Origin of the sequence: Bacillus sp. FSL K6-1006 (assembly GCF_038593175.1) — a bacterium.
Classification (GTDB): domain Bacteria; phylum Bacillota; class Bacilli; order Bacillales; family Bacillaceae; genus Bacillus; species Bacillus safensis.
This window is the reverse complement of sequence record NZ_CP151970.1, coordinates 2,643,240-2,664,666: the sequence shown is the minus strand read 5'-3', so window position 1 is coordinate 2,664,666 and position 21,427 is coordinate 2,643,240. Positions and strand designations below refer to the sequence as shown.

General features: G+C 41.6%; 19 protein-coding genes. 14 read left to right on the top strand and 5 right to left on the bottom strand.

The window, feature by feature from the left end; translation table 11 throughout:
- Positions 1–3 precede the first annotated feature (3 nt).
- Positions 4–306 (bottom strand): YtpI family protein, encoded by a 303-nt coding sequence (locus tag NSS65_RS13860; protein ID WP_003216665.1) that lies wholly within the window; start codon positions 304–306, stop codon positions 4–6.
- Between the two features lie 147 nt (positions 307–453).
- On the opposite strand from NSS65_RS13860, the gene NSS65_RS13855 reads away from it, so the two are divergent.
- Entirely contained in the window at positions 454–1,395 is a 942-nt protein-coding gene (locus NSS65_RS13855; protein ID WP_024424800.1) for a bifunctional oligoribonuclease/PAP phosphatase NrnA, read from the top strand.
- A gap of 52 nt (positions 1,396–1,447) precedes the next feature.
- On the opposite strand, the gene NSS65_RS13850 is transcribed toward NSS65_RS13855, so the two are convergent.
- The 3 genes from NSS65_RS13850 to NSS65_RS13840 form a co-directional block, all read right to left on the bottom strand.
- Positions 1,448–1,633: a hypothetical protein gene (locus tag NSS65_RS13850; protein ID WP_003216400.1), complete on the bottom strand. Its 186-nt coding sequence runs from the start codon at positions 1,631–1,633 to the stop codon at positions 1,448–1,450.
- A gap of 108 nt (positions 1,634–1,741) precedes the next feature.
- A complete protein-coding gene (ytrI, locus tag NSS65_RS13845) occupies positions 1,742–2,245 on the bottom strand; it encodes a sporulation membrane protein YtrI (RefSeq protein ID WP_003216226.1) in 504 nt (167 codons plus the stop codon).
- Positions 2,242–2,583, bottom strand: coding sequence for a YtrH family sporulation protein (locus NSS65_RS13840; protein ID WP_024424798.1), 342 nt, complete (start codon positions 2,581–2,583; stop codon positions 2,242–2,244). The genes ytrI and NSS65_RS13840 overlap by 4 nt, the downstream gene beginning before the upstream one ends.
- Positions 2,584–2,720: 137 nt before the next feature.
- Here NSS65_RS13840 and dnaE point away from each other — a divergent pair, with 137 nt between their 5' ends.
- The 7 genes from dnaE to NSS65_RS13805 all read left to right on the top strand — a co-directional run bounded on the left by dnaE (position 2,721) and on the right by NSS65_RS13805 (position 13,151).
- Complete coding sequence (gene dnaE, locus NSS65_RS13835; RefSeq protein WP_268414179.1) at positions 2,721–6,056, top strand: DNA polymerase III subunit alpha; 3,336 nt, start codon at positions 2,721–2,723, stop codon at positions 6,054–6,056.
- A 141-nt stretch (positions 6,057–6,197) separates the two neighbouring features.
- Positions 6,198–7,430 (top strand): malic enzyme-like NAD(P)-binding protein, encoded by a 1,233-nt coding sequence (locus NSS65_RS13830; protein ID WP_025092260.1) that lies wholly within the window; start codon positions 6,198–6,200, stop codon positions 7,428–7,430.
- Positions 7,431–7,734: 304 nt separating this feature from the next.
- Entirely contained in the window at positions 7,735–8,610 is an 876-nt protein-coding gene (gene accD / locus NSS65_RS13825) for an acetyl-CoA carboxylase, carboxyltransferase subunit beta (protein ID WP_034279640.1), read from the top strand.
- Positions 8,595–9,572 (top strand): acetyl-CoA carboxylase carboxyl transferase subunit alpha, encoded by a 978-nt coding sequence (gene accA, locus NSS65_RS13820; protein ID WP_065214538.1) that lies wholly within the window; start codon positions 8,595–8,597, stop codon positions 9,570–9,572. Before accD ends, accA begins: the two co-directional genes overlap by 16 nt.
- A 342-nt stretch (positions 9,573–9,914) precedes the next feature.
- Positions 9,915–10,874, top strand: a complete 960-nt coding sequence (pfkA, locus tag NSS65_RS13815; RefSeq protein WP_024424794.1) for a 6-phosphofructokinase — start codon at positions 9,915–9,917, stop codon at positions 10,872–10,874.
- Positions 10,875–10,901: 27 nt separating this feature from the next.
- A complete protein-coding gene (gene pyk, locus NSS65_RS13810; RefSeq protein ID WP_024426143.1) occupies positions 10,902–12,662 on the top strand; it encodes a pyruvate kinase in 1,761 nt (586 codons plus the stop codon).
- A 99-nt stretch (positions 12,663–12,761) separates the two neighbouring features.
- Positions 12,762–13,151, top strand: coding sequence for an FxsA family protein (locus NSS65_RS13805; protein WP_024424793.1), 390 nt, complete (start codon positions 12,762–12,764; stop codon positions 13,149–13,151).
- Positions 13,152–13,176: 25 nt separating this feature from the next.
- Here NSS65_RS13805 and ytvI read toward each other — a convergent pair whose 3' ends face one another.
- Complete coding sequence (gene ytvI, locus NSS65_RS13800; RefSeq protein ID WP_034279643.1) at positions 13,177–14,295, bottom strand: sporulation integral membrane protein YtvI; 1,119 nt, start codon at positions 14,293–14,295, stop codon at positions 13,177–13,179.
- 100 nt (positions 14,296–14,395) lie between these two features.
- On the opposite strand from ytvI, the gene NSS65_RS13795 reads away from it, so the two are divergent.
- The 6 genes from NSS65_RS13795 to NSS65_RS13770 all read left to right on the top strand — a co-directional run bounded on the left by NSS65_RS13795 (position 14,396) and on the right by NSS65_RS13770 (position 21,396).
- On the top strand, positions 14,396–14,860 hold the full coding sequence (locus NSS65_RS13795) for a DUF441 domain-containing protein (RefSeq protein WP_024424791.1): 465 nt from the start codon (positions 14,396–14,398) through the stop codon (positions 14,858–14,860).
- 376 nt (positions 14,861–15,236) lie between these two features.
- The gene (citZ, locus tag NSS65_RS13790) at positions 15,237–16,355 is read left to right on the top strand and encodes a citrate synthase (protein WP_024424790.1); all 1,119 of its coding nucleotides are present in this window, start codon (positions 15,237–15,239) and stop codon (positions 16,353–16,355) included.
- Between the two features lie 147 nt (positions 16,356–16,502).
- Entirely contained in the window at positions 16,503–17,774 is a 1,272-nt protein-coding gene (gene icd, locus NSS65_RS13785) for an NADP-dependent isocitrate dehydrogenase (RefSeq protein WP_024424789.1), read from the top strand.
- Between the two features lie 34 nt (positions 17,775–17,808).
- Positions 17,809–18,747, top strand: coding sequence for a malate dehydrogenase (gene mdh / locus NSS65_RS13780; protein WP_008356047.1), 939 nt, complete (start codon positions 17,809–17,811; stop codon positions 18,745–18,747).
- A gap of 185 nt (positions 18,748–18,932) precedes the next feature.
- On the top strand, positions 18,933–19,661 hold the full coding sequence (locus NSS65_RS13775; RefSeq protein ID WP_024426141.1) for a response regulator transcription factor: 729 nt from the start codon (positions 18,933–18,935) through the stop codon (positions 19,659–19,661).
- Positions 19,654–21,396: an ATP-binding protein gene (locus NSS65_RS13770; protein ID WP_326134852.1), complete on the top strand. Its 1,743-nt coding sequence runs from the start codon at positions 19,654–19,656 to the stop codon at positions 21,394–21,396. Before NSS65_RS13775 ends, NSS65_RS13770 begins: the two co-directional genes overlap by 8 nt.
- Positions 21,397–21,427 lie beyond the last annotated feature (31 nt).

Here is a 21,427-nt window from a genome sequence, read left to right as displayed (position 1 = left end):
TTATTACGCGTGATCTTTTTCGCCTTCCTTTAAGAAGAGCGGAAGGTAATGCTTGTAGGCTTTATACCCAGCCCACGTACTGCCGATACCGACGGCAACAAAAATAAATCCGATGACAAATGCGAGTGACGAGCGGTTTAAAAATAATTGATTCACACCGAAGAGCAGGACAAAGCAGCCAAGTGCCATACTGGATTTCGCCGACCAGAATTTTTTCTCGACTGGCCGGTTCGTACGGACATTTTTTGCTTTGTAGTATAAATAAAACATGGCAGAACAAATAATAAACACAATCAAAACAAGCATGTGCCAAGCCTCCATTGTAAGTGGTTACAACCCTATTTTAAACGTAAATAGGCTTGCTTACTAGAATAAATTGTCTATTCCTCACTTTTCCGTCACGATAGATTATGATTTAATAATAAAAAGAGTATCGCATGAGAAGGAGTTTTTATGAAAAAAGAACTGATTAGAACCATATCATTATATGACACCATCATCATCCATAGACATGTAAGACCAGATCCTGATGCGTATGGATCGCAGTGCGGCCTTACGGAAATCTTGCGTGCCACCTATCCAGAAAAAAATATTTATGCGACAGGAACGCCTGAGCCATCCCTTTCATTTTTATATGAACTCGATGAGGTACCAGACGACGTGTATAAAGGGGCCCTTGTCATTGTCTGTGATACGGCCAATCAAGCAAGAATCGATGATCAGCGCTATTTAATGGGCGATAAGCTGATGAAAATCGACCATCATCCAAATGAAGATCCTTATGGTGATTTGCTTTGGGTGGATACAGAGGCAAGCTCTGTGAGCGAGATGATTTATGAATTGTACTTAGAGGGGAAAGAAGAAGGATATCAGCTGAATACAAAGGCGGCTGAATTGATCTATGCCGGCATTGTAGGAGACACAGGCCGCTTCCTTTTCCCAAACACAACGAAAAAGACACTCAAATATGCAGGTGAACTCATCGAATATCCATTTTCATCTTCAGATCTTTTCAATCAATTGTATGAGACAGATTTGAATGTCGTGAAATTAAATGGTTATATTTTTCAACATATTTCTTTGTCAGAGAACGGGGTTGCATCTGTTTTCATTAAGCGTGAAATTTTGGAATCGTTCCAAACAACAGCGCAGCAAGCCTCACAGCTTGTTGGGACACTAGGAAATATTGCAGGCATTAAGGCATGGGTCTTTTTTGTGGAAGAAAACGATCAGATTCGTGTTAGATTCCGCTCTAAAGGAGTCGTCATTAACACCATTGCGAAAAAATATCATGGCGGCGGCCACCCGCTTGCAGCCGGTGCGTCCATTTATGATTGGGCAGTAGCAGATGAGATTTTGCGTGATTTAGAGGAAGTATGTAAATCATCATCATAAGAGAGGAGGGATACTTAAGTCCCTTCTCTCTTTTTTGTCATGGAGAAAAGGGTTACTTGCATACAGGGATAAACCAGCAGCCGATGTCTGTTGAATCTTCATAGGCTTGGAGATTTTGATGCTTTAATTCTTTTTTAATTAAATGAGCCATCATTTCTGTCTCAGCATAGGCGCACATGCCGTCTTTGATCCGGCTTGCTTTGTCTCGTGCCATTTGACGATAGCTGTAAACCTCCATTGTCCTCACCTCTTTCTATTTAAGATCTCGTTCTACTTTTAGTGTATAAAAATGAAGCGTGAAAAGCGATCATTGAGGGCAGAAATTCATAAAAATTCCACAACCTCCTTATTCAGCAAATGAAATACGTACTTCAAGTGAAAGCTTCGTATAAATTGTCAGCTCTGTCACTTTCGCGCGATATGCCTTTTCCCGAATAGTATATTCTTTATTTTCCACTGTCCGTTTTAGTAATTCCTTTGTTTTATAGACACTTTCAATATCCTTTGTAATGACTTCTGAGATATCCTCCTTGACCTGATCTTCAAACTTTAGCGTATCTGGCTCTGGGATTTTATACTGCTCACGATTCACGAGATGAACATCTACGCTTTGAATCAGCAGCCGCTTCTTATTATCCTCATTTAACTTATGCAAATCTTCCCGATAGAGTGTGATTTGTTCTTTCAGACTGTCCATATGATGCTGCTGGCTTCTCAGCAGTGTCACTTGCTTTTCCTGAAAGGTTCCGTATGTAAAGAGAAAAATGAGCCAGCTTACAATCGCACCAAACATCATTCCTGCAAAAAAACGCTGCCAGCCTGGGCGTTTATACAGCTCCGGCACCCTCATGATGACACATGCTCCTGGGTGAGCCACGTAATAATGAGATACCCCGTTTGTGCACCGCCCATGGCAGAGATAATTAATAAAATCTGCTTAAAAATATCACGCGTGTTTCCTTCGAAAATGCCTCGTTCAAAGCTATAAACAGCATCAAATGTTCCACCGATAGCGGCGACAAGCGCCCAAATCTTTAAACGGTTGGCAAGACTAGTAATAATGGATAAAGGCGGCTGACCAGATAAATACGCACCAACACCGCCTATGATTGCACCACCCAAAATGACCCCAAGGGCGATAAAATAACAGCTGATAAAATTCGGAATAAAAGCTTCCTTCACATCCATTTTGTCCACCTCACTCTATTCAATATATGGCGTGTGCTGGACAAGTATGAACGGACAGAAAAGAAAGAACATTTGTTTCTCATCGCATCGCGTTTTATAATGAAAGAATGACTTTAGACGAAAGGAGTGGATTAAGCATGTCTTATGTTCATCTTCAGGTCCACAGTGGATACAGCTTATTAAGCAGTGCAGCTAAAGTAAAGGAGCTTGTGCTGAAAGCAAAAGAACTTGGCTGCAAGGCGCTTGCTCTTACCGATGACCATGTGATGTATGGCACGGTTGAATTTTATAAGGAATGTAAAAAACATGGCATCAAGCCGGTTATCGGTTTAACAGCTTCTGTCTTCATAGATGAACAAGAGACAGAGGCTTATCCCTTGGTACTCCTTGCAAAAAACAATGAAGGCTATCAAAACCTGATCAAAATCAGCAGTGTGCTGAAATCAAAATCAAAAGCCGGATTGAAAGAAAAATGGCTCAAAAGCTATCACCGCGGGCTCATTGCCATCACACCAGGCGCATCTGGGTATATTGAAACGCTTTTGCAGCATGATCAGTTAGAAGAAGCGCGTGAAGCCGCCAAACAATTGAAGCATATATTCGGCGAGGGACATGTGTATATCGCACTTCAGCCATTTCAGCAGGACGAATCGCTCGCCGGCAAACTGCGGGACGTCTCACAAAGTGCAGACATTCCTCTTGTTGCGACGGGTGATGTTCACTATATCAATCGAGAAGACAAAATGGCTTATACGTGCTTAAAGGCGATTAAAGCAGGTAAGCAGCTTTCAGAGATAGAGGAAGACCGAGGAGAAAAGCATTTCAAATCCTTTGAAGAAATGTTGGAATGGTATAGAGATGATCGAGAGCTGCTGACAAGAACGGTGGAGATTGCAGACCGCTGTGAAGTCGATTTAAATCTTGGGCAGACAAAACTTCCATCCTATCCAACTCCTGATCAATCAACAGCAGATCAGTTTTTACGCAGAGTGTGCGCAGAAGGGATGAAGCAAAGAAAGATTGCTTCAAATGACATGTATGTTAAAAGGCTTGAATATGAGCTGAGCATTATCCAAAAAATGAATTTCAGTGATTATTTTCTCATTGTGTGGGATTTTATGAAGTATGCGCATGACAAAGGGATTGTCACAGGCCCTGGACGGGGATCAGCAGCGGGTTCACTTGTTGCGTATGTTCTGTTTATAACGGATGTCGATCCGATCCGTCACGGTCTTTTATTTGAGCGTTTCTTAAATCCAGAGCGGATCAGTATGCCAGATATAGATATTGATTTCCCCGATACGAGAAGAGATGAAATCATTTCTTATGTAAAAGACAAATACGGAGACATGCATGTGGCGCAAATTGTCACGTTTGGAACACTTGCAGCAAAAGCTGCTTTAAGGGATGTTGGACGTGTGATGGGAATTGATTCAAAAGCAGCGGACCGTCTTGCCAAGCTGATTCCATCAAAGCCAGGAACGACGCTGAAAGAAGCGGTGACTGCATCTTCTGAATTAAAAACGATGCTTCAGCAATCCGAAGAGCTTCGAAAGGTCTTCCAAACTGCTTTAAAAGTAGAAGGCTTGCCAAGACACACCTCGACACATGCAGCTGGCGTTGTGCTGAGCGAAGAGCCGCTGACAGAGGTCGTTCCGATTCAAGACGGCCATGAAGGTGTGTATTTAACGCAGTACGCCATGAATTATTTAGAAGACCTTGGACTTTTAAAGATGGATTTCTTAGGGCTCAGAAACTTAACATTAATTGAATCCATTAAAAACCAGATTGAAAGACAGGAAAACGTCCACATTAACTTTAGTGAGATTTCATACGAGGATCAGAAAACGTTTGAATTGTTATCCGCCGGAGATACAACTGGAATATTCCAGCTTGAATCACAGGGAATGCGACAGGTGCTGAGACGCCTGAAGCCGTCTAGTTTAGAAGATATCGTGGCGGTCAATGCCCTCTATCGTCCAGGTCCAATGGAAAATATCCCGCTTTTTATCGACCGAAAGCATGGCAGAGTCAAGGTCTCCTATCCTCATCCTGATTTGTATGACATATTAAAGGATACATATGGGGTCATCGTCTATCAGGAGCAAATCATGCTGATTGCAGCGAAGATGGCTGGTTTTCAGCTGGGCGAGGCAGATCTATTAAGAAGAGCTGTTTCGAAGAAGGATAAAAAGGTCCTTGATGAAGAGCGAAGCCATTTTGTTGAAGGATGCCTAAAAAAGGAGTATCCTGTTAACATTGCAAATGACGTTTATGACTTAATCGTCAAATTTGCAAACTATGGTTTTAATAGAAGCCATGCTGTTGCATATAGCATGATTGGCTTTCAGCTTGCTTATTTAAAAGCGCATTATCCGTTATATTTTATGTGCGGTCTTTTAACGAGTGTAATTGGAAATGAAGACAAAGTTGCTCAATATTTCTATGAGGCGAAGGAAAAAGGGATATCTGTGTTGAAGCCTTCTATTAATAAGAGTGAGTTTCCATTTACGGTTGAAAAAGGGGAGATCCGCTACAGCTTAAGAGCGATCAAAAATGTCGGAGTGTCAGCTGTAAAGGATATATACAGAGCAAGACAGGAAAAGCCGTTTGAAGATTTATTTGATTTTTGCGCAAGAGTATCACCAAAGAGTGTCAACCGAAAAACGATTGAAGCGCTCATTTTTTCAGGGGCGATGGATGAATTTTATCCCAATCGTGCTTCGTTATTAGCATCGATAGATATTGCGTTAGACCACGTGTCATTTTTAAATCCAGAGGATCAGCTGGACTTTCTTGGGGATACAACCTTCTCCATTAAGCCAAAATATGCGGAGATAGAAGAAATGCCGCTTGTTGACCTCCTGCAATTTGAAAAAGAGGCACTCGGGTTATATTTATCAAATCATCCAGTACAAGCGTACCGAGACCGCTTAAGAGAGAATGGTGCAGTGGAAATCATCAGACTTTCTTCCTATATAAAGCGTAAAATCTCAATGGGTGGTCTTTTGACAAAAGTGAAATCGATTCGGACAAAAAATGGACAATCGATGGCATTTGTTACATTTGGGGATGAAACGGGAGAAATGGAAGGCGTCGTCTTTCCAGAGCAATTTAGAAAGCTGTCCCCCTTACTTGAGGAGGGCACCATGCTTTATGTTGAAGGCAGAGTAGAGGTCAGAAATGACAGCAGTCAAATCATCGTGCAAGAAGCTGCTTTGCTGGAAGAGATGGACGCAAAAAGAAAAGAGTCTGTCTACATTCGGGTCAAAGAAGAGAATCATACGCAGGAGCTGCTAAAGCAAGTAAAACGAGTCCTCTCGATGCACAGCGGAGAAGCAGATGTCTATTTGTATTATGAGAAGCAAAAAAAGACGATGAGACTTCCAGATGCATACAAAGTTCATGCAAATCATGCTGTGATTTTCCAGTTAAAAGAGCTGCTCGGTGAACAAAACGTTGTGATTAAATGATGACAAATCGCCTGAATATGTTTTACAAATTCACCTATTGTGTTATCATTTTAAAGATTCTGTGTATTTAAAACTGCCAGTATGTGCTTATCAACTTAGCAAATCATTAAATCATTTTCCACTTGAAGGAGTGTTCATCACATGTCATTAAGAGAAGAAGCATTACATATGCACAAAGAGAATCAAGGCAAACTCGAATCAAAATCAAAAGTACAAGTGAAAAATGCGAAAGACTTGAGCTTGGCTTATTCACCTGGTGTTGCAGAACCATGTAAAGATATTTATGACGACACAAGCAAAGTGTATGATTATACAATGAAAGGCAATATGGTCGCTGTTGTCACAGACGGAAGCGCTGTTTTAGGGCTTGGAAATATTGGCGCAGAAGCATCTCTTCCAGTAATGGAAGGGAAAGCTGTATTATTCAAAAGTTTTGCAGGCGTAGATGCTTTCCCAATCGCGCTTGCAACGAATGATGTTGACAAAATCGTTGAAACAGTGAAGCTTCTTGAGCCGACTTTTGGCGGTGTGAACCTTGAAGATATTGCAGCACCTAACTGCTTTATCATCGAAGAGCGCTTGAAAAAAGAGACAAACATTCCAGTTTTCCACGATGATCAGCACGGAACAGCCATTGTGACAGTAGCAGGACTTGTGAATGCACTGAAGCTATCTGGAAAATCCATGTCTTCAATCAAAGTAGTGGCAAACGGCGCTGGGGCAGCAGGAATTGCGATTATCAAGCTTCTTTATCATTTCGGTGTACGTGATATCATTATGTGTGATACGAAAGGTGCTATTTACGAAGGCCGCCCGAACGGTATGAATGCAGTGAAAAACGAAGTAGCTAAATTCACGAACCAAGACCGCAAAGAAGGTTCATTAGAAGAAGTCATTGAAGGTGCAGACGTCTTTATCGGGGTTTCTGTAGCAGGCGCTTTAACAAAAGAAATGGTTGGAAAAATGGCAAAAGATCCTGTCATCTTTGCTATGGCTAATCCAAATCCAGAGATCATGCCAGAAGATGCACATGCAGCAGGTGCAAGTGTTGTAGGAACTGGCCGTTCTGACTTCCCGAACCAAGTGAACAACGTACTGGCATTCCCAGGAATTTTCCGCGGAGCATTAGATGTACGTGCAACTCACATTAACGAAGAAATGAAAATCGCAGCTGTTGAAGCGATTGCGTCTCTTGTCTCAGATGAAGAATTGTCAGCTGAATATGTCATCCCTGCACCATTTGATGCACGCGTAGCACCAGCGGTAGCAAAAGCGGTGGCAAAAGCAGCAATGGAAACTGGCGTTGCAAGAATCAAGGTCGACCCAGAAGCTGTCGCTGAAAAAACAAGAAAATTAACGATTATCGGCGAATAATCAACTGGAAAAGTGTGCACGTTCTTTCTGAAACTGGAGGAAAAACGTGCACCATTTCCTCTCTTATGCGAAAAATTTTTCATCCGGAATGAGATTTTTTTGTAGACGTTCACAATTCAAACATATCAACTGCTCAGCGCCCCAAACACATACTCATTTCTCATCAATTCCCCACTGAAAAAATTGAATGAAGGATGACAGCGTTTGACAAAAAAAGTACAATAGTTTCGGTACAGTTATGACATGTCCTATAATAGTGGATGTGCGTGTAAAGAAAAAACCCTTCAAAAAGGGAGGTAGTCATTTGTCAATCAAGAATATTTTCAGTAAAAAGAAAAAATATGCATCTGTACCCTCTGAACAGGCAAGTCAAGATGTGCCTGAAGGCATCATGACCAAATGTCCGCAATGTAAAAAAATAATGCTCACCAAAGAACTAGATAAAAATTTACGTGTTTGTATGAATTGCGGCAGACATTTGCAAATGAATGCAAAACAGCGTATTGAAAGCCTTGTAGATGAAGGCACATTTGAAGAATTTAACGGGCACCTCATTTCAGCAAACCCGCTCGGTTTCCCAGGCTACGAAGAAAAGCTTGAGAAAGACAGAGAAAAGACATCTTTGAATGAAGCCATTGTCACAGGTAAAGGTGAAATTGAAGGCCAAAGTGCTGTGATTGCTGTCATGGATGCCACGTTCCGTATGGGCAGTATGGGATCCGTTGTTGGTGAAAAGATCACGCTGGCGATCGAGAAAGCAAAAGCGGACAAGGTGCCATTTATTATCTTTACTGCTTCTGGCGGAGCGAGAATGCAAGAGGGAATTCTTAGTCTCATGCAGATGGCAAAAACAAGTTCAGCATTAAAACTGTTCAGCGAGGATCAAGGTTTGATTATCTCTGTGATGACGAACCCAACAACTGGCGGTGTATCAGCTAGTTTTGCGTCTCTCGGTGATTACAATTTTGCAGAACCTGGTGCTTTAATTGGTTTTGCAGGACGAAGAATCATTGAACAAACGATTCGTGAAGACCTGCCAGAGGACTTCCAGACGGCTGAATTTTTAATGAAGCATGGACAGCTTGATGCTGTCATCCATCGTGCAGAAATGAAAGAAACACTAGGCCGAATCTTAGCACTACACAGCACAGGAGGTGAACGAGAGTGGCTGGAGAACTAGAATTTGAAAAACCTGTCATTGAACTTCGAGCGAAAATTGATGAACTGAAAAAGTTCACACAAAACTCAGAAATGGATTTAAGTGCAGAAATTGAGCGCCTTGAAACACGTCTGAGCAAGCTTGAAGCAGACATTTATACAAATTTAAAGCCGTGGGACAGAGTGCAGATTGCTCGGCATGCGATGCGCCCAACAACTCTCGATTACATTCAAGAGCTGTTTGACAACTTTTTCGAATGTCACGGTGACCGTTTTTATGGTGATGATGAAGCGATCGTTGGAGGAATTGCCACGTTTAAAGGGCTTCCTGTCACTGTTATTGGCCATCAGCGCGGTAAAGATACAAAAGAAAACTTGCGCCGTAATTTCGGAATGCCTCATCCAGAAGGCTATCGTAAAGCGCTGCGCTTGATGAAACAAGCAGATAAATTTAATCGCCCGATCATTTGCTTTATTGATACAAAAGGAGCTTATCCTGGTAAAGCAGCTGAAGAGCGCGGACAAAGTGAAGCAATTGCGAAAAACCTATTCGAAATGGCAGGACTTCGTGTACCAGTTGTCTGTATTGTCATTGGAGAAGGCGGAAGCGGCGGCGCACTAGGCTTAGGCGTAGGAAACCACCTATTCATGCTAGAAAACTCAACGTATTCAGTGATTTCACCTGAAGGTGCAGCAGCGCTGCTCTGGAAGGACTCATCACTTGCGAAAAAAGCTGCAGAATCAATGAAAATTACCGCTCCAGACCTAAAAGAATTAGATATTATAGATGATGTTATTAAAGAAGTGCAAGGTGGAGCACATCGAGACGTGAAACTACAAGCAGCTTACATGGAAAAAACATTAAAACAGTCACTTACATCTTTGCTCAAACTAACACCTGAAGAACTAGTCGAACAAAGATATGAAAAATATAAAGCAATCGGGAAAGTATCGATTGAAAATCAATATATTGGGGTAAACTAAATAAACGTACAGCCATTTTGGCTGGCGTTTATTTTTTTTCATCTTTTTTCATGAAAACCGACTTCATGTAAGCGCTATTTGAAAATAATTTTCTTTTGTTTTCATAAAATTTGAAACGTCTGAAAACCTTGATATGATAAGGTTTATAGCACCTCCCTTCACAGATTTCAGAGAGACTTGCTTTCATGACGTTCTTAACTTTTGTTTAAAAACGGTTTATTTAATTGTATAATAAGTACGGTTTTAGAAATTCGTATTGAAAACATCCAAATTTGCTCATGATTGTTTTCAAGCAGTGGAAATGGTATGTTTAATTCATATATGGTCTCTGAGGTGAAAAAGATGAAGCGTATAGGAGTTTTAACAAGCGGTGGGGATTCCCCAGGAATGAATGCAGCTGTGCGCGCAGTTGTAAGGAAAGCAATTTACCATAATGTTGAAGTTTACGGTATTTATAATGGATACTCAGGTCTAATTAACGGTAAAATTGAGAAACTCGAAATAGGTTCAGTAGGCGATATCATTCATCGTGGAGGAACAAAACTTTACACGGCAAGATGTCCTGAATTCAAGACAGTTGAAGGTCGTGAAAAGGGAATTGAAAACTTAAAAAAATTCGGTATTGAAGGACTTGTAGTCATTGGTGGAGACGGGTCATTTATGGGGGCGAAGAAATTAACAGAGCTCGGTTTTCCATGTGTAGGTGTTCCAGGCACGATTGACAACGATATTCCAGGTACAGATTTCACTATTGGCTTTGATACAGCACTGAATACTGTCATTGATGCCATTGATAAAATTCGTGATACAGCCACATCTCATGAACGTACATACGTAGTGGAAGTAATGGGAAGACATGCTGGTGATATTGCTCTTTGGTCAGGTCTTGCGGGCGGAGCCGAATCTATTTTGATTCCTGAAGCAGACTATGACATGGACGAAATTATTGCTAGGTTAAGAAGAGGTCACGAACGCGGCAAGAAGCATAGTATCATCATCGTTGCAGAAGGCGTAGGCAGCGGTGTTGAATTTGGTAAGCGGATTGAAGAGGAGACAAGCCTTGAAACACGTGTATCTGTCTTAGGACATATTCAGCGCGGAGGTTCTCCGAGTGCGTTTGACCGAGTGCTGGCAAGCCGTTTAGGAGCATATGCAGTCGAGCTTCTTCTTGAAGGACAAGGCGGACGCTGTGTAGGCATTCAAAGCAATGAACTCGTTCATCACGATATTTTAGAAATCTTAGATAAAAAACATACAGTCGATAAAAATATGTACCGACTTTCACAAGAGCTCTCTATATAAAACGAGAAGACCTTAGGAGGAACAGTAATGAGAAAGACAAAAATCGTTTGTACAATCGGTCCAGCAAGTGAAAGCATTGAAAAGCTGACTGAATTGATTGAAGCAGGAATGAATGTAGCCAGACTCAACTTCTCCCATGGAGATTTTGAAGAGCATGGTGCACGCATTGAAAACATACGTAAAGCAGGTAAAACATTAGGCAAGGACATTGCGATCCTTCTAGATACAAAAGGTCCAGAGATCCGTACACGTACAGTTGAAAACGGCTCAATTGAGCTAGTCGCTGGTGCTGATCTTATCGTGAGTATGGAAGACATTGTTGGAAATACGGAAAAAATTAGTGTGACATACGAAGATTTAATTCATGATGTAGAAGTAGGTTCAACGATTCTATTAGATGATGGTCTGATTGGTTTAGAAGTAAAAGAAATTAACAAGGACCGCAAAGAAATCGTCACTAAAGTCATGAATACAGGCACGCTCAAAAACAAAAAAGGCGTCAACATACCTGGCGTCAGTGTGAACCTGCCAGGTATTACAGAAAAGGATGCCAATGATATTCTGTTTGGAATTGAACAAGGCGTCGATTTCATCGCAGCTTCTTTTGTGAGACGAGCTTCTGATGTTCTTGAAATTCGTGAGCTTCTTGAAAAGAACAATGCGACTGATATTCAAATCATCCCTAAGATTGAAAACCAAGAGGGTGTTGATAACATCGACGAGATCCTTGAGGTATCTGACGGTTTAATGGTTGCGCGTGGAGATCTTGGTGTAGAGATCCCGGCAGAAGAAGTACCGCTTGTTCAAAAAATGCTGATCAAAAAATGCAATCGTTTAGGCAAGCCTGTCATCACAGCGACTCAAATGCTGGACAGCATGCAGCGTAACCCACGTCCTACCCGTGCGGAAGCAAGTGACGTGGCAAATGCTATTTTTGATGGCACAGATGCGATTATGCTTTCTGGTGAAACAGCAGCAGGAACATATCCAGTAGAAGCCGTACAAACAATGCATAACATTGCATCACGTTCAGAAGAAGCACTAAACTATAAAGCCATTCTTTCTCGCAGAAGCGAAGAAGTAGAAGTCAGCATTACAGACGCGATTGGTCAATCTGTTGCACATACAGCAATGAAGCTTGATGTAGCAGCCATTGTCACACCGACAGAAAGCGGACATACAGCAAGAATGATTTCAAAATATAGACCAAAAGCACCAATCGTAGCAGTTACTGCAAACGAATCAGTGGCGAGAAAGCTTTCACTCGTATTCGGTGTATTTGCAAAGAGCGGATCAAAAACGACGTCTACTGATGAAATGCTTGAGAATGCAGTAGAAAAGTCAATTGAAACAGGCTATGTAAGACACGGCGATTTAATCGTGATTACAGCAGGTGTGCCAGTTGGTGAAACAGGTACGACGAACTTAATGAAAGTATATGTTGTCGGTGACATCATTGCGAAAGGTCAAGGTATTGGCCGTAAATCTGCATTTGGACCGGTTGTCATTGCACAAAGCGGAAAAGAAGCAGAAGAAAAAATGTACGATGGTGCGATCCTGGTTGCAAACTGCACAGATCGTGATATGATGGGAGCTTTAGAAAAAGCATCTGCCCTTATCACAGAAGAAGGCGGTTTAACAAGCCATGCAGCAGTTGTTGGACTAAGCCTCGGCATTCCAGTGATTGTTGGTCTTGACAGCGCAACGACACTATTAAAAGAAGGCGAAGAGATTACAGTAGATCCAGCACGCGGAGCGATCTACAAAGGCCGTGCGAGCGTCCTTTAAATCATCCAAGAGGGGAGTTGTCTGACTCCTCTCTTTTTTTATGTTACACTAAAAAAAGTAAACAGCTTTCGATGAAAGATACCCCATGAGGTGATATGGTTGAAGAAATATTTTCTACTATTATTAATTCTGTTCCCTGCGGTGGAAATTAGTTTATTTTTAATCTCAAGTAAAATCATTGGCATTTTGCCAACCATGCTGCTCATCGTGCTGACAAGTGCCTTAGGTGCTTATTTTGCAAGAAAACAAGGTATAGAAGCCTTCCAAAAAGTGCAGCGAGATTTACAATATGGCAAGATGCCAGGGGGAGCGATTGTCGATGGTTTTTGTATTCTAATCGGCGGTCTGCTGCTGCTCATTCCAGGCTTCTTATCGGATCTCATTGGGGCTTTGCTGCTCATTCCGGTGACGAGAAAGGGAATCAAGCCGCTCTTTGAACGCTGGCTTAGAAACATGTCTAATCGCAACCGCTACACGATCATTCGTTAAAGAGACCTTCAGCTGAAGGTCTCTTTTATTTTTGCATGCCATACCGAATGTACTCATAAATATCTCTGAAAACTCCTGCATTACGGAATGCCTGCCACACGACAAGGGAAGCAGGGCCAATCACAAGTCCTAGAAAACCAAACCATTTTAACCCTACAAATAGCGCCACAAGCGTTGCTAAAGGATTAAGTCCGATGGATTTGCTTAAGACTTTTGGCTCTGATATTTGTCTTTGAATGAGGACGACAATATACAAAATGCCCAGTCCAATGGCGAGGGAAAGATTTCCTGTCATAGCAGAATAAATGATCCAGGGTAGAAAAACAGTGCCGCTTCCGATATATGGAAGTAAATCGACGAGCCCGATACATAGAGCGATAACGAAGGCATGCTTGACCTTTAAAATGATGAGTCCAATCAATACAATACCAATCGTCATGGCAACAAGCAGAAGCTGAGCCTTCATAAAGCCGGTAATGGCTTTTTTGATTTCAGATAAAATAGCGCGTGTATGCTGCATCCATTTTGCGGGAAAGATACGTGAGCCATATGTTTTTAACGTAAACCAATCTTTCGTGATAAAAAAAGTCGCCAGAGCAGAAAATAACAGTGTGGCTGCTGCATCAGGCAAAAGACCTAAAAAAGCCGGAATAAGCTCGAATGTTTTTGAAAGAAAAGACCCGATTTTTGCGGCCGCTTCATCACCAAGTGCTTGAATTTGTCCCAAAATCGATTCCTTTTGACCTGCTTGAAGCGTATTAAATTGGGCCGTCACATCATGATATAAAGGCAGAATCTTGTCTGTGAAAAATTGCTCTACAATCCCAATCATTTGATCAAGATGACGGGGCAGCACCTTTGCCAAATAAGCACTTCCTGAAATGATTTCCGCAACTAAAAGCGTCATTAAGCCGGCGGCTGCGACTAAAAAGAGCAAGAGCACAATGACCACAACAAATCCTCTTGGCATCCCGGTGATCTCTTCGATTTTGCAGACGGCAGGATGAATTAAACAAGACACGATAAGGGCGATCCAAAAAGGATATAAAAACGGAAAAGACTGATATAAAAAGACAACCGCAAAAACAGCAATGCTGATCATCATCAAACTTCGCAGAAAAATGGCCACATAGGCGTGATTCACACAATCCCCTCCAAAAAACAAGCATGTCCGATACTTCATTTTATTCAAAAAGATTAGTAATATGAAAAGGTCGCAATAAAAAGAAAGAAAGGAGCGGCGTATGTTTACTCAAGCAAATTTGTTTTTGGTTCTTTTACTCGTTATTGCACTTATTGCAAAAAACAATTCGTTAATTGTAGCAGTCTCTGTGCTGATCGCGATTAAGCTGATTGGCCTGGATCAAAAAATTTTCCCGGTTCTCCAATCTAAAGGCATTAATTGGGGGGTCACCGTTATTACCATTGCAGTTCTGGTCCCGATTGCAACAGGTGACATTGGATTTAAGCAGCTTGGAGAAGCGATGAAATCTTCCTATGCTTGGATAGCTCTTGGAGCGGGTATATTAGTAGCATTAATTGCAAAAAACGGGATTGTGCTACTCGAAAATGATCCGCATATTACGGCAGCGCTTGTGTTCGGTACCATTTTGGCAGTCAGCTTATTTAAAGGTGTGGCAGTTGGGCCGCTTATCGGGGCTGGAATTGCTTATTTGGCGATGCAGGCTGTGAAATTTTTCAGCGGGTGAAAAGAGAGTGGTTCCTGCCACTTTCTTTTTTAAATTTTTTCTTGCGTGAGCTTTTGCAAAAAAACATAATTAAATATATTAAAAGAAGCAAAATCCCTTTATTCCATGCCTGATATGGGAGACTGGAAAAAAAAATATCAAAAAAAATTATAGTTAAACATTTAACAAATGTCTGATTATTGTTTATAATGGGAATAGGCTTAATTTTGAACTCATTGATCACACAAGAGATATGAGGCTAAAAGCGCTCTAACCGTATAGGTAAATGTAAGCATTTTCTTTTCTGAGCCTGTTATCTTATTCGGATTGGATAGCGCTTTCAAAAAGTGAGAATTCTGCAACGAAGGGGAATCTTTTTAAAAAGGGGAGATTGAACATGACAGCAACAAGAGGTCTTGAAGGTATCGTGGCAACAACTTCATCCGTAAGCTCAATTATTGATGATACTCTTACTTATGTAGGGTACAATATCGATGATTTAACTGAAAAAGCTACATTCGAAGAAATTGTCTACCTGTTATGGCACTTAAAGCTGCCGAATGAGCAGGAGCTGAGTGAATTAAAACAGCAGCTCAATGAAAATGCTCAGATTCCGCAAGAAATCATTGAGCATTTTAAATCTTATTCGCTCGATGGGGTTCATCCAATGTCTGCGATTCGTACAGCAGTATCTTTACTAGGTTTACTCGATGACGAATCAGAGATTATGGACAAAGAAGCGAATTACAGAAAGGCGATTCGCTTACAGGCGAAAATTTCTGGACTAGTCGCTGCGTTTTCTCGCATTCGCAAAGGACTTGAGCCTGTACAGCCAAAAGAAGAATACAGCTATGCTGCAAACTTCTTGTATATGCTAAATGGCGAAGAGCCGTCACCAGTAGAAATTGAAGCCATTGATAAGGCACTTATTCTACATGCGGATCATGAATTAAACGCATCGACATTTACAGCACGTGTATGTGTTGCTACACTATCAGATATCTACTCTGGTGTGACAGCGGCGATCGGTGCGCTGAAAGGACCGCTTCATGGCGGCGCTAATGAAGGCGTGATGAAGATGCTTTCAGAAATTGGCGAAGTTGAAAACGTAGATTCCTATATTCATGGTAAGCTAGAGAAGAAAGAAAAAATTATGGGCTTTGGCCACCGTGTATACCGCCAAGGTGACCCGCGTGCAAAGCATCTAAAAGAAATGAGCCAGCGTTTAACAAACCTCACTGGCGAGCCGAAATGGTATGAAATGTCTGTTCGCGCAGAGGAAATCGTGACATCAGAGAAAAATCTTCCACCAAATGTTGATTTTTATTCTGCATCTGTATATCACAGTCTTGGCATTGATCATGACTTGTTTACACCAATTTTCGTGATCAGCCGATTCTCTGGATGGATTGCTCACATTCTAGAGCAATATGATAACAACCGACTCATCCGTCCAAGAGCTGATTACATTGGACCTGATCTTCAAACCTTTGTTCCGATCAGTGAAAGAGACTAATGTTTATAGAATAAGCGGGGGCTGATTTCAAAAGGCCAATCAGCCTCTATATCAACAAAAAACGAATCACGTGAAAAACTTTTTTGCTTGCAGACATCAAGCCAAGAAGTTTCAAATATTCACTACATAACCTGGGAGGTAATATCATTGTCACAAGGCGAAAAAATTACAGTTACTGGCGGCGTATTGAATGTACCAAATAATCCAATTATCCCGTTTATCGAAGGGGACGGAATCGGTCCTGACATTTGGAAAGCAGCATCAAGAGTACTTGAAGCAGCTGTAGAAAAAGCATATAAAGGTGAAAAGCAAATCACTTGGAAAGAAGTATATGCAGGTGAGAAAGCTTACAATAAAACTGGAGAGTGGCTTCCTGAGCAAACGCTTGAAGACATTCGTGAATACTTAATTGCGATTAAAGGACCACTAACAACTCCAATTGGCGGAGGAATCCGTTCATTAAACGTGGCACTTAGACAAGAGCTTGATTTATTCACATGCTTACGTCCTGTTCGCTGGTTCAAAGGCGTACCTTCTCCTGTGAAACGTCCAGAAGACACAGATATGGTGATCTTCCGTGAGAACACAGAAGATATCTATGCAGGTATCGAGTATGCAAAAGGTTCAGACGAAGTGAAGAAGTTAATTGACTTCTTGAAAAACGAATTAGGTGTGAACAAAATCCGTTTCCCAGAAACGTCAGGTATCGGAATCAAGCCAGTTTCTGAAGAGGGTACATCCCGTCTTGTCAGAGCGGCTATCCAATATGCAATTGACCAAGGCCGTAAATCTGTGACGCTTGTTCACAAAGGAAACATCATGAAATTTACAGAAGGTGCCTTCAAAAACTGGGGCTACGAAGTGGCTGAAAAAGAGTTTGGCGACAAGGTCTTTACATGGGCACAATATGATCGTATTGTAGAACAAGATGGAAAAGATGCGGCAAACAAAGCGCAAAGTGAAGCAGAAGCTGCTGGCAAAATCATTGTCAAAGACAGCATTGCAGATATTTTCCTTCAACAAATCCTAACTCGTCCAGCTGAGTTTGATGTTGTGGCTACAATGAACTTAAATGGAGATTACATCTCTGATGCACTTGCAGCACAAGTTGGTGGAATTGGTATCGCACCAGGTGCGAACATCAACTACGAAACAGGACACGCTATTTTTGAAGCAACTCACGGAACAGCACCAAAATATGCTGGTCTTGATAAAGTGAATCCATCTTCTGTTCTTCTATCGGGCGTGCTTTTACTTGAGCACCTTGGCTGGCAGGAAGCAGCTGATCTAGTGATTCAATCTGTTGAAAAAACAATTGCATCTAAAGTCGTCACATACGATTTTGCTAGATTAATGGATGGCGCAACAGAAGTGAAATGTTCTGAGTTTGCTGACGAGCTCATCAAAAACTTGTCTTGATTCTTAAACTTTAAAGTTAAAGGGGAAAAAGGAAATGGCAAACAAGCGTAAAAAAGTATCTGTCATCGGAGCAGGTTTTACTGGAGCAACTACAGCATTTCTAACGGCTCAAAAAGAATTAGCGGATGTCGTATTAGTTGATATCCCGCAGCTTGAAAACCCAACAAAAGGGAAAGCTCTTGATATGCTGGAAGCAAGCCCTGTTCAAGGCTTCGATGCGAACATTACAGGCACTTCTAACTACGAAGATACAGCCGGTTCTGATGTCGTGGTCATTACGGCAGGAATTGCAAGAAAGCCGGGAATGAGCCGTGACGATCTCGTGTCCACAAATGAAAAAATCATGCGCAGCGTGACACGCGAAATCGTTAAATATTCTCCAGAAGCCATTATTGTTGTGTTAACAAACCCTGTTGATGCAATGACATATGCAGTTTATAAAGAATCAGGATTACCAAAAGAAAAAGTCATTGGACAATCGGGCATTCTTGATACAGCACGTTTCCGTACGTTTGTTGCTCAAGAATTAAACCTATCTGTCAAAGATGTGACGGGCTTTGTCCTTGGTGGACATGGCGATGACATGGTTCCGCTTGTTCGTTACTCTTATGCAGGCGGTATCCCGCTTGAAACATTGATTCCAAAAGATCGTATTGATGCGATTGTTGAAAGAACAAGAAAAGGCGGCGGCGAAATCGTAAACCTATTAGGTAACGGTAGTGCCTATTATGCACCTGCTGCTTCACTAGTAGAAATGGTTGAGGCGATTCTAAAAGATCAGCGCCGCGTCATCCCAACGATTGCATACCTTGAAGGTGAATATGGCTACGAAGGCATTTACCTTGGAGTACCAACAATCGTAGGTGGAAACGGCCTTGAGCAGATCATTGAGCTTGAGTTGACAGAAGAAGAAAGAAGTCAGCTTGACCGTTCTGTTGAATCTGTTAAGAACGTCATGAAAGTATTGTCTTAATATGAAAAAAAGAAGGCTTCTCTTATGAGGGGCCTTCTTTTTGTTTACAAAACAAATCTTGTCGAAATTTTAAATTGTCCTCTTGTTAAGCTTTCGTTAAAATGAAAGAGAAAGCATGACTTCTCGCTTTTCACATAAGATACAAAAAAACGGATGCAGGGGAAATCACTAATTGGAGGCACAACATGAATAAAAAAATATTAGTTGTGGATGATGAAGAATCGATTGTAACACTTCTAAGCTATAACCTTGAAAGGGCGGGCTATGATGTCGTCACAGCAAGAGATGGCGAAGAAGCGCTTGAAAAAGCAGCAAGTGAACAGCCTGATCTCATTGTATTAGATTTAATGCTTCCGAAGATGGACGGCATTGAAGTGTGCAAACAACTGAGAATTCAAAAAATGATGTTCCCTATTTTAATGCTGACAGCAAAGGACGATGAATTTGATAAGGTGCTCGGCCTTGAGCTTGGAGCCGATGATTACATGACAAAGCCATTTAGTCCTAGAGAAGTGGGTGCTCGGGTAAAAGCCATCTTGAGAAGAGCTCAGCAATCTCAGCCTGTCCCCGCGCAAGAGGAGAAGGAAGAGGTCATTGCAGACCAAATCAAAATTGGTGAACTGCGCATTTTACCAGAACACTACGAAGTCTACTTCCAAGAAGAACGCCTAGAGCTTACACCGAAGGAATTTGAACTGCTGCTTTATTTGGCCAAGCATAAAGGACGTGTCCTCACACGTGATCTGCTGCTAAGTGCCGTTTGGAATTATGACTTTGCAGGTGACACTCGTATTGTGGATGTACATATCAGCCACTTGCGGGACAAAATTGAAAAGAATACGAAAAAACCAACATATATTAAAACCATTCGCGGATTAGGCTACAAATTGGAGGAGCCAAAGCCAAATGAGTAAAATTAGAACCCGTCTGTTTTCGGGACTTATTTTTCTCCTTTTTATTGTGTTTGTTGCACTTGGCCTTTTTTTGGATCACATGTTCCATGTTTTTTATGAAACAAAATTAACGGAACGAATGGAAAATGAATCGAGCTTTCTTCTTTCTTCCATGGATGGTGATGATCTGCAGGCGAAGCGAAACAAGGAGATCCTCGATCAGGCAAAGCAGCATCTTGATATGAATGCATCAATTGTGGACCTGAAGGGGAATATCATACATACAACAGGTCAAGCGGAGCAAAGGGGCATCATTCAAAACACACTGAACAATGAACGCCTTCAAACAAAAGGCGTCGTCATTGAGGATGAGAAGGATGCGCTGTTTCATTACGCAGTCCCTATCCTGAAACAAAACAAACCGGTGGGCTATTTATTTCTCCATGCGTCATTCCAGCCTTTAAATGAAATTGACGGCCAGCTTTGGCTCGCATTAGCCGTTTGTCTTGGCTCGGCGATTATTATTATCGTTTTCTTTGGATACCGCATGTCGATGAAATATGTAAAACCGATAGATTATGCCACAAAGGTAGCCAAACAGCTGGAACGCGGGAACTATGATACCAATCATTATGAAGAGCTCATCATCGAAACAAGTGAGCTTAATACATCAATGAAGCGCCTGGCAGAAAGCCTTCAAGAAATGACTAGCACTGGGGAAATGCAGCGGGACCGTCTGCAAACAGTCATTGAAAACATCGGTGCAGGAATTATTTTGATTGATAAGATGGGATATATCAACCTAGTCAATCGAACCTTCCGCAAGCAGTTTAAAGTGCAAAAGCACATTTACATGCACAAGCTGTACCATGAAGCATTTACTCATGAAGAAATTATTGAGCTGATTGACGAAATTTTCATGACAGAAACGAAGGTGCGGAAGTTTTTACGCCTGGCCGTTGACATTGAACGGCGCTACTTCCAGGTGGATGGTGTTCCCATTTTAAGTACAGACGATGAATGGAAAGGAATTGTCCTTGTATTTCATGACGTGACAGAAACAAAGCAGCTTGAGCAGATGCGAAAAGATTTTGTCGCCAATGTGTCTCACGAATTAAAGACACCGATTACGTCGATTAAAGGATTCTCCGAAACTCTTCTTGATGGAGCGATTGATGACAAAGAAGCGCTGACACAATTCCTTTCCATCATTCTAAAAGAGAGTGTCCGTCTCGAAACTCTCATTCAAGATTTACTCGATCTTTCCAAAATCGAGCAGCAGCATTTCAAACTGAATATTCAAGACGCCAATGCGACAGAAATCATTCAAGAGATTGAAGTCCTTTTAAAACAAAAGGCCGCAGAAAAAGGCATTCAATTACAAGTGCGAATCCCGAAAGAGCCTGTCTATGTGATGGCAGATCCGCTGAGGTTAAAGCAAATCTTCCTCAATCTCGTGAACAATGCCCTTACCTATACACCAGAGGGAGGGAGTGTCACCATTTCGGCAAGACCGCGGAAAGGCGCCTATGAATTTGATGTAGCAGATACAGGAATCGGCATGAAGAAAAGCGAGATTCCAAGAATATTTGAGAGATTTTATCGAATTGATAAAGATAGAAGTAGAAATTCAGGCGGTACAGGACTTGGTCTTGCCATCGTCAAACACCTTGTGGAGGCGCATGAAGGGACGATTTCGGTCCATAGCAAACAAGGTAAAGGAACGACTTTTACAGTGAGCCTGAAATCAAAATAGGAAAAAAAGGAAAGTCGCGTTAAAATTTACA

What these genes read in the sequence shown, in the direction of transcription:
- NSS65_RS13860 (WP_003216665.1), bottom strand. Translation starts at nt 306, where the DNA reads ATGCTTGTTTTGATTGTGTTTATTATTTGTTCTGCCATGTTTTATTTA.
- NSS65_RS13855 (WP_024424800.1), top strand. Translation starts at nt 454, where the DNA reads ATGAAAAAAGAACTGATTAGAACCATATCATTATATGACACCATCATC.
- NSS65_RS13850 (WP_003216400.1), bottom strand. Translation starts at nt 1,633, where the DNA reads ATGGAGGTTTACAGCTATCGTCAAATGGCACGAGACAAAGCAAGCCGG.
- ytrI (WP_003216226.1), bottom strand. Translation starts at nt 2,245, where the DNA reads ATGAGGGTGCCGGAGCTGTATAAACGCCCAGGCTGGCAGCGTTTTTTT.
- NSS65_RS13840 (WP_024424798.1), bottom strand. Translation starts at nt 2,583, where the DNA reads ATGGATGTGAAGGAAGCTTTTATTCCGAATTTTATCAGCTGTTATTTT.
- dnaE (WP_268414179.1), top strand. Translation starts at nt 2,721, where the DNA reads ATGTCTTATGTTCATCTTCAGGTCCACAGTGGATACAGCTTATTAAGC.
- NSS65_RS13830 (WP_025092260.1), top strand. Translation starts at nt 6,198, where the DNA reads ATGTCATTAAGAGAAGAAGCATTACATATGCACAAAGAGAATCAAGGC.
- pfkA (WP_024424794.1), top strand. Translation starts at nt 9,915, where the DNA reads ATGAAGCGTATAGGAGTTTTAACAAGCGGTGGGGATTCCCCAGGAATG.
- pyk (WP_024426143.1), top strand. Translation starts at nt 10,902, where the DNA reads ATGAGAAAGACAAAAATCGTTTGTACAATCGGTCCAGCAAGTGAAAGC.
- NSS65_RS13795 (WP_024424791.1), top strand. Translation starts at nt 14,396, where the DNA reads ATGTTTACTCAAGCAAATTTGTTTTTGGTTCTTTTACTCGTTATTGCA.
- citZ (WP_024424790.1), top strand. Translation starts at nt 15,237, where the DNA reads ATGACAGCAACAAGAGGTCTTGAAGGTATCGTGGCAACAACTTCATCC.
- mdh (WP_008356047.1), top strand. Translation starts at nt 17,809, where the DNA reads ATGGCAAACAAGCGTAAAAAAGTATCTGTCATCGGAGCAGGTTTTACT.
- NSS65_RS13775 (WP_024426141.1), top strand. Translation starts at nt 18,933, where the DNA reads ATGAATAAAAAAATATTAGTTGTGGATGATGAAGAATCGATTGTAACA.
- NSS65_RS13770 (WP_326134852.1), top strand. Translation starts at nt 19,654, where the DNA reads ATGAGTAAAATTAGAACCCGTCTGTTTTCGGGACTTATTTTTCTCCTT.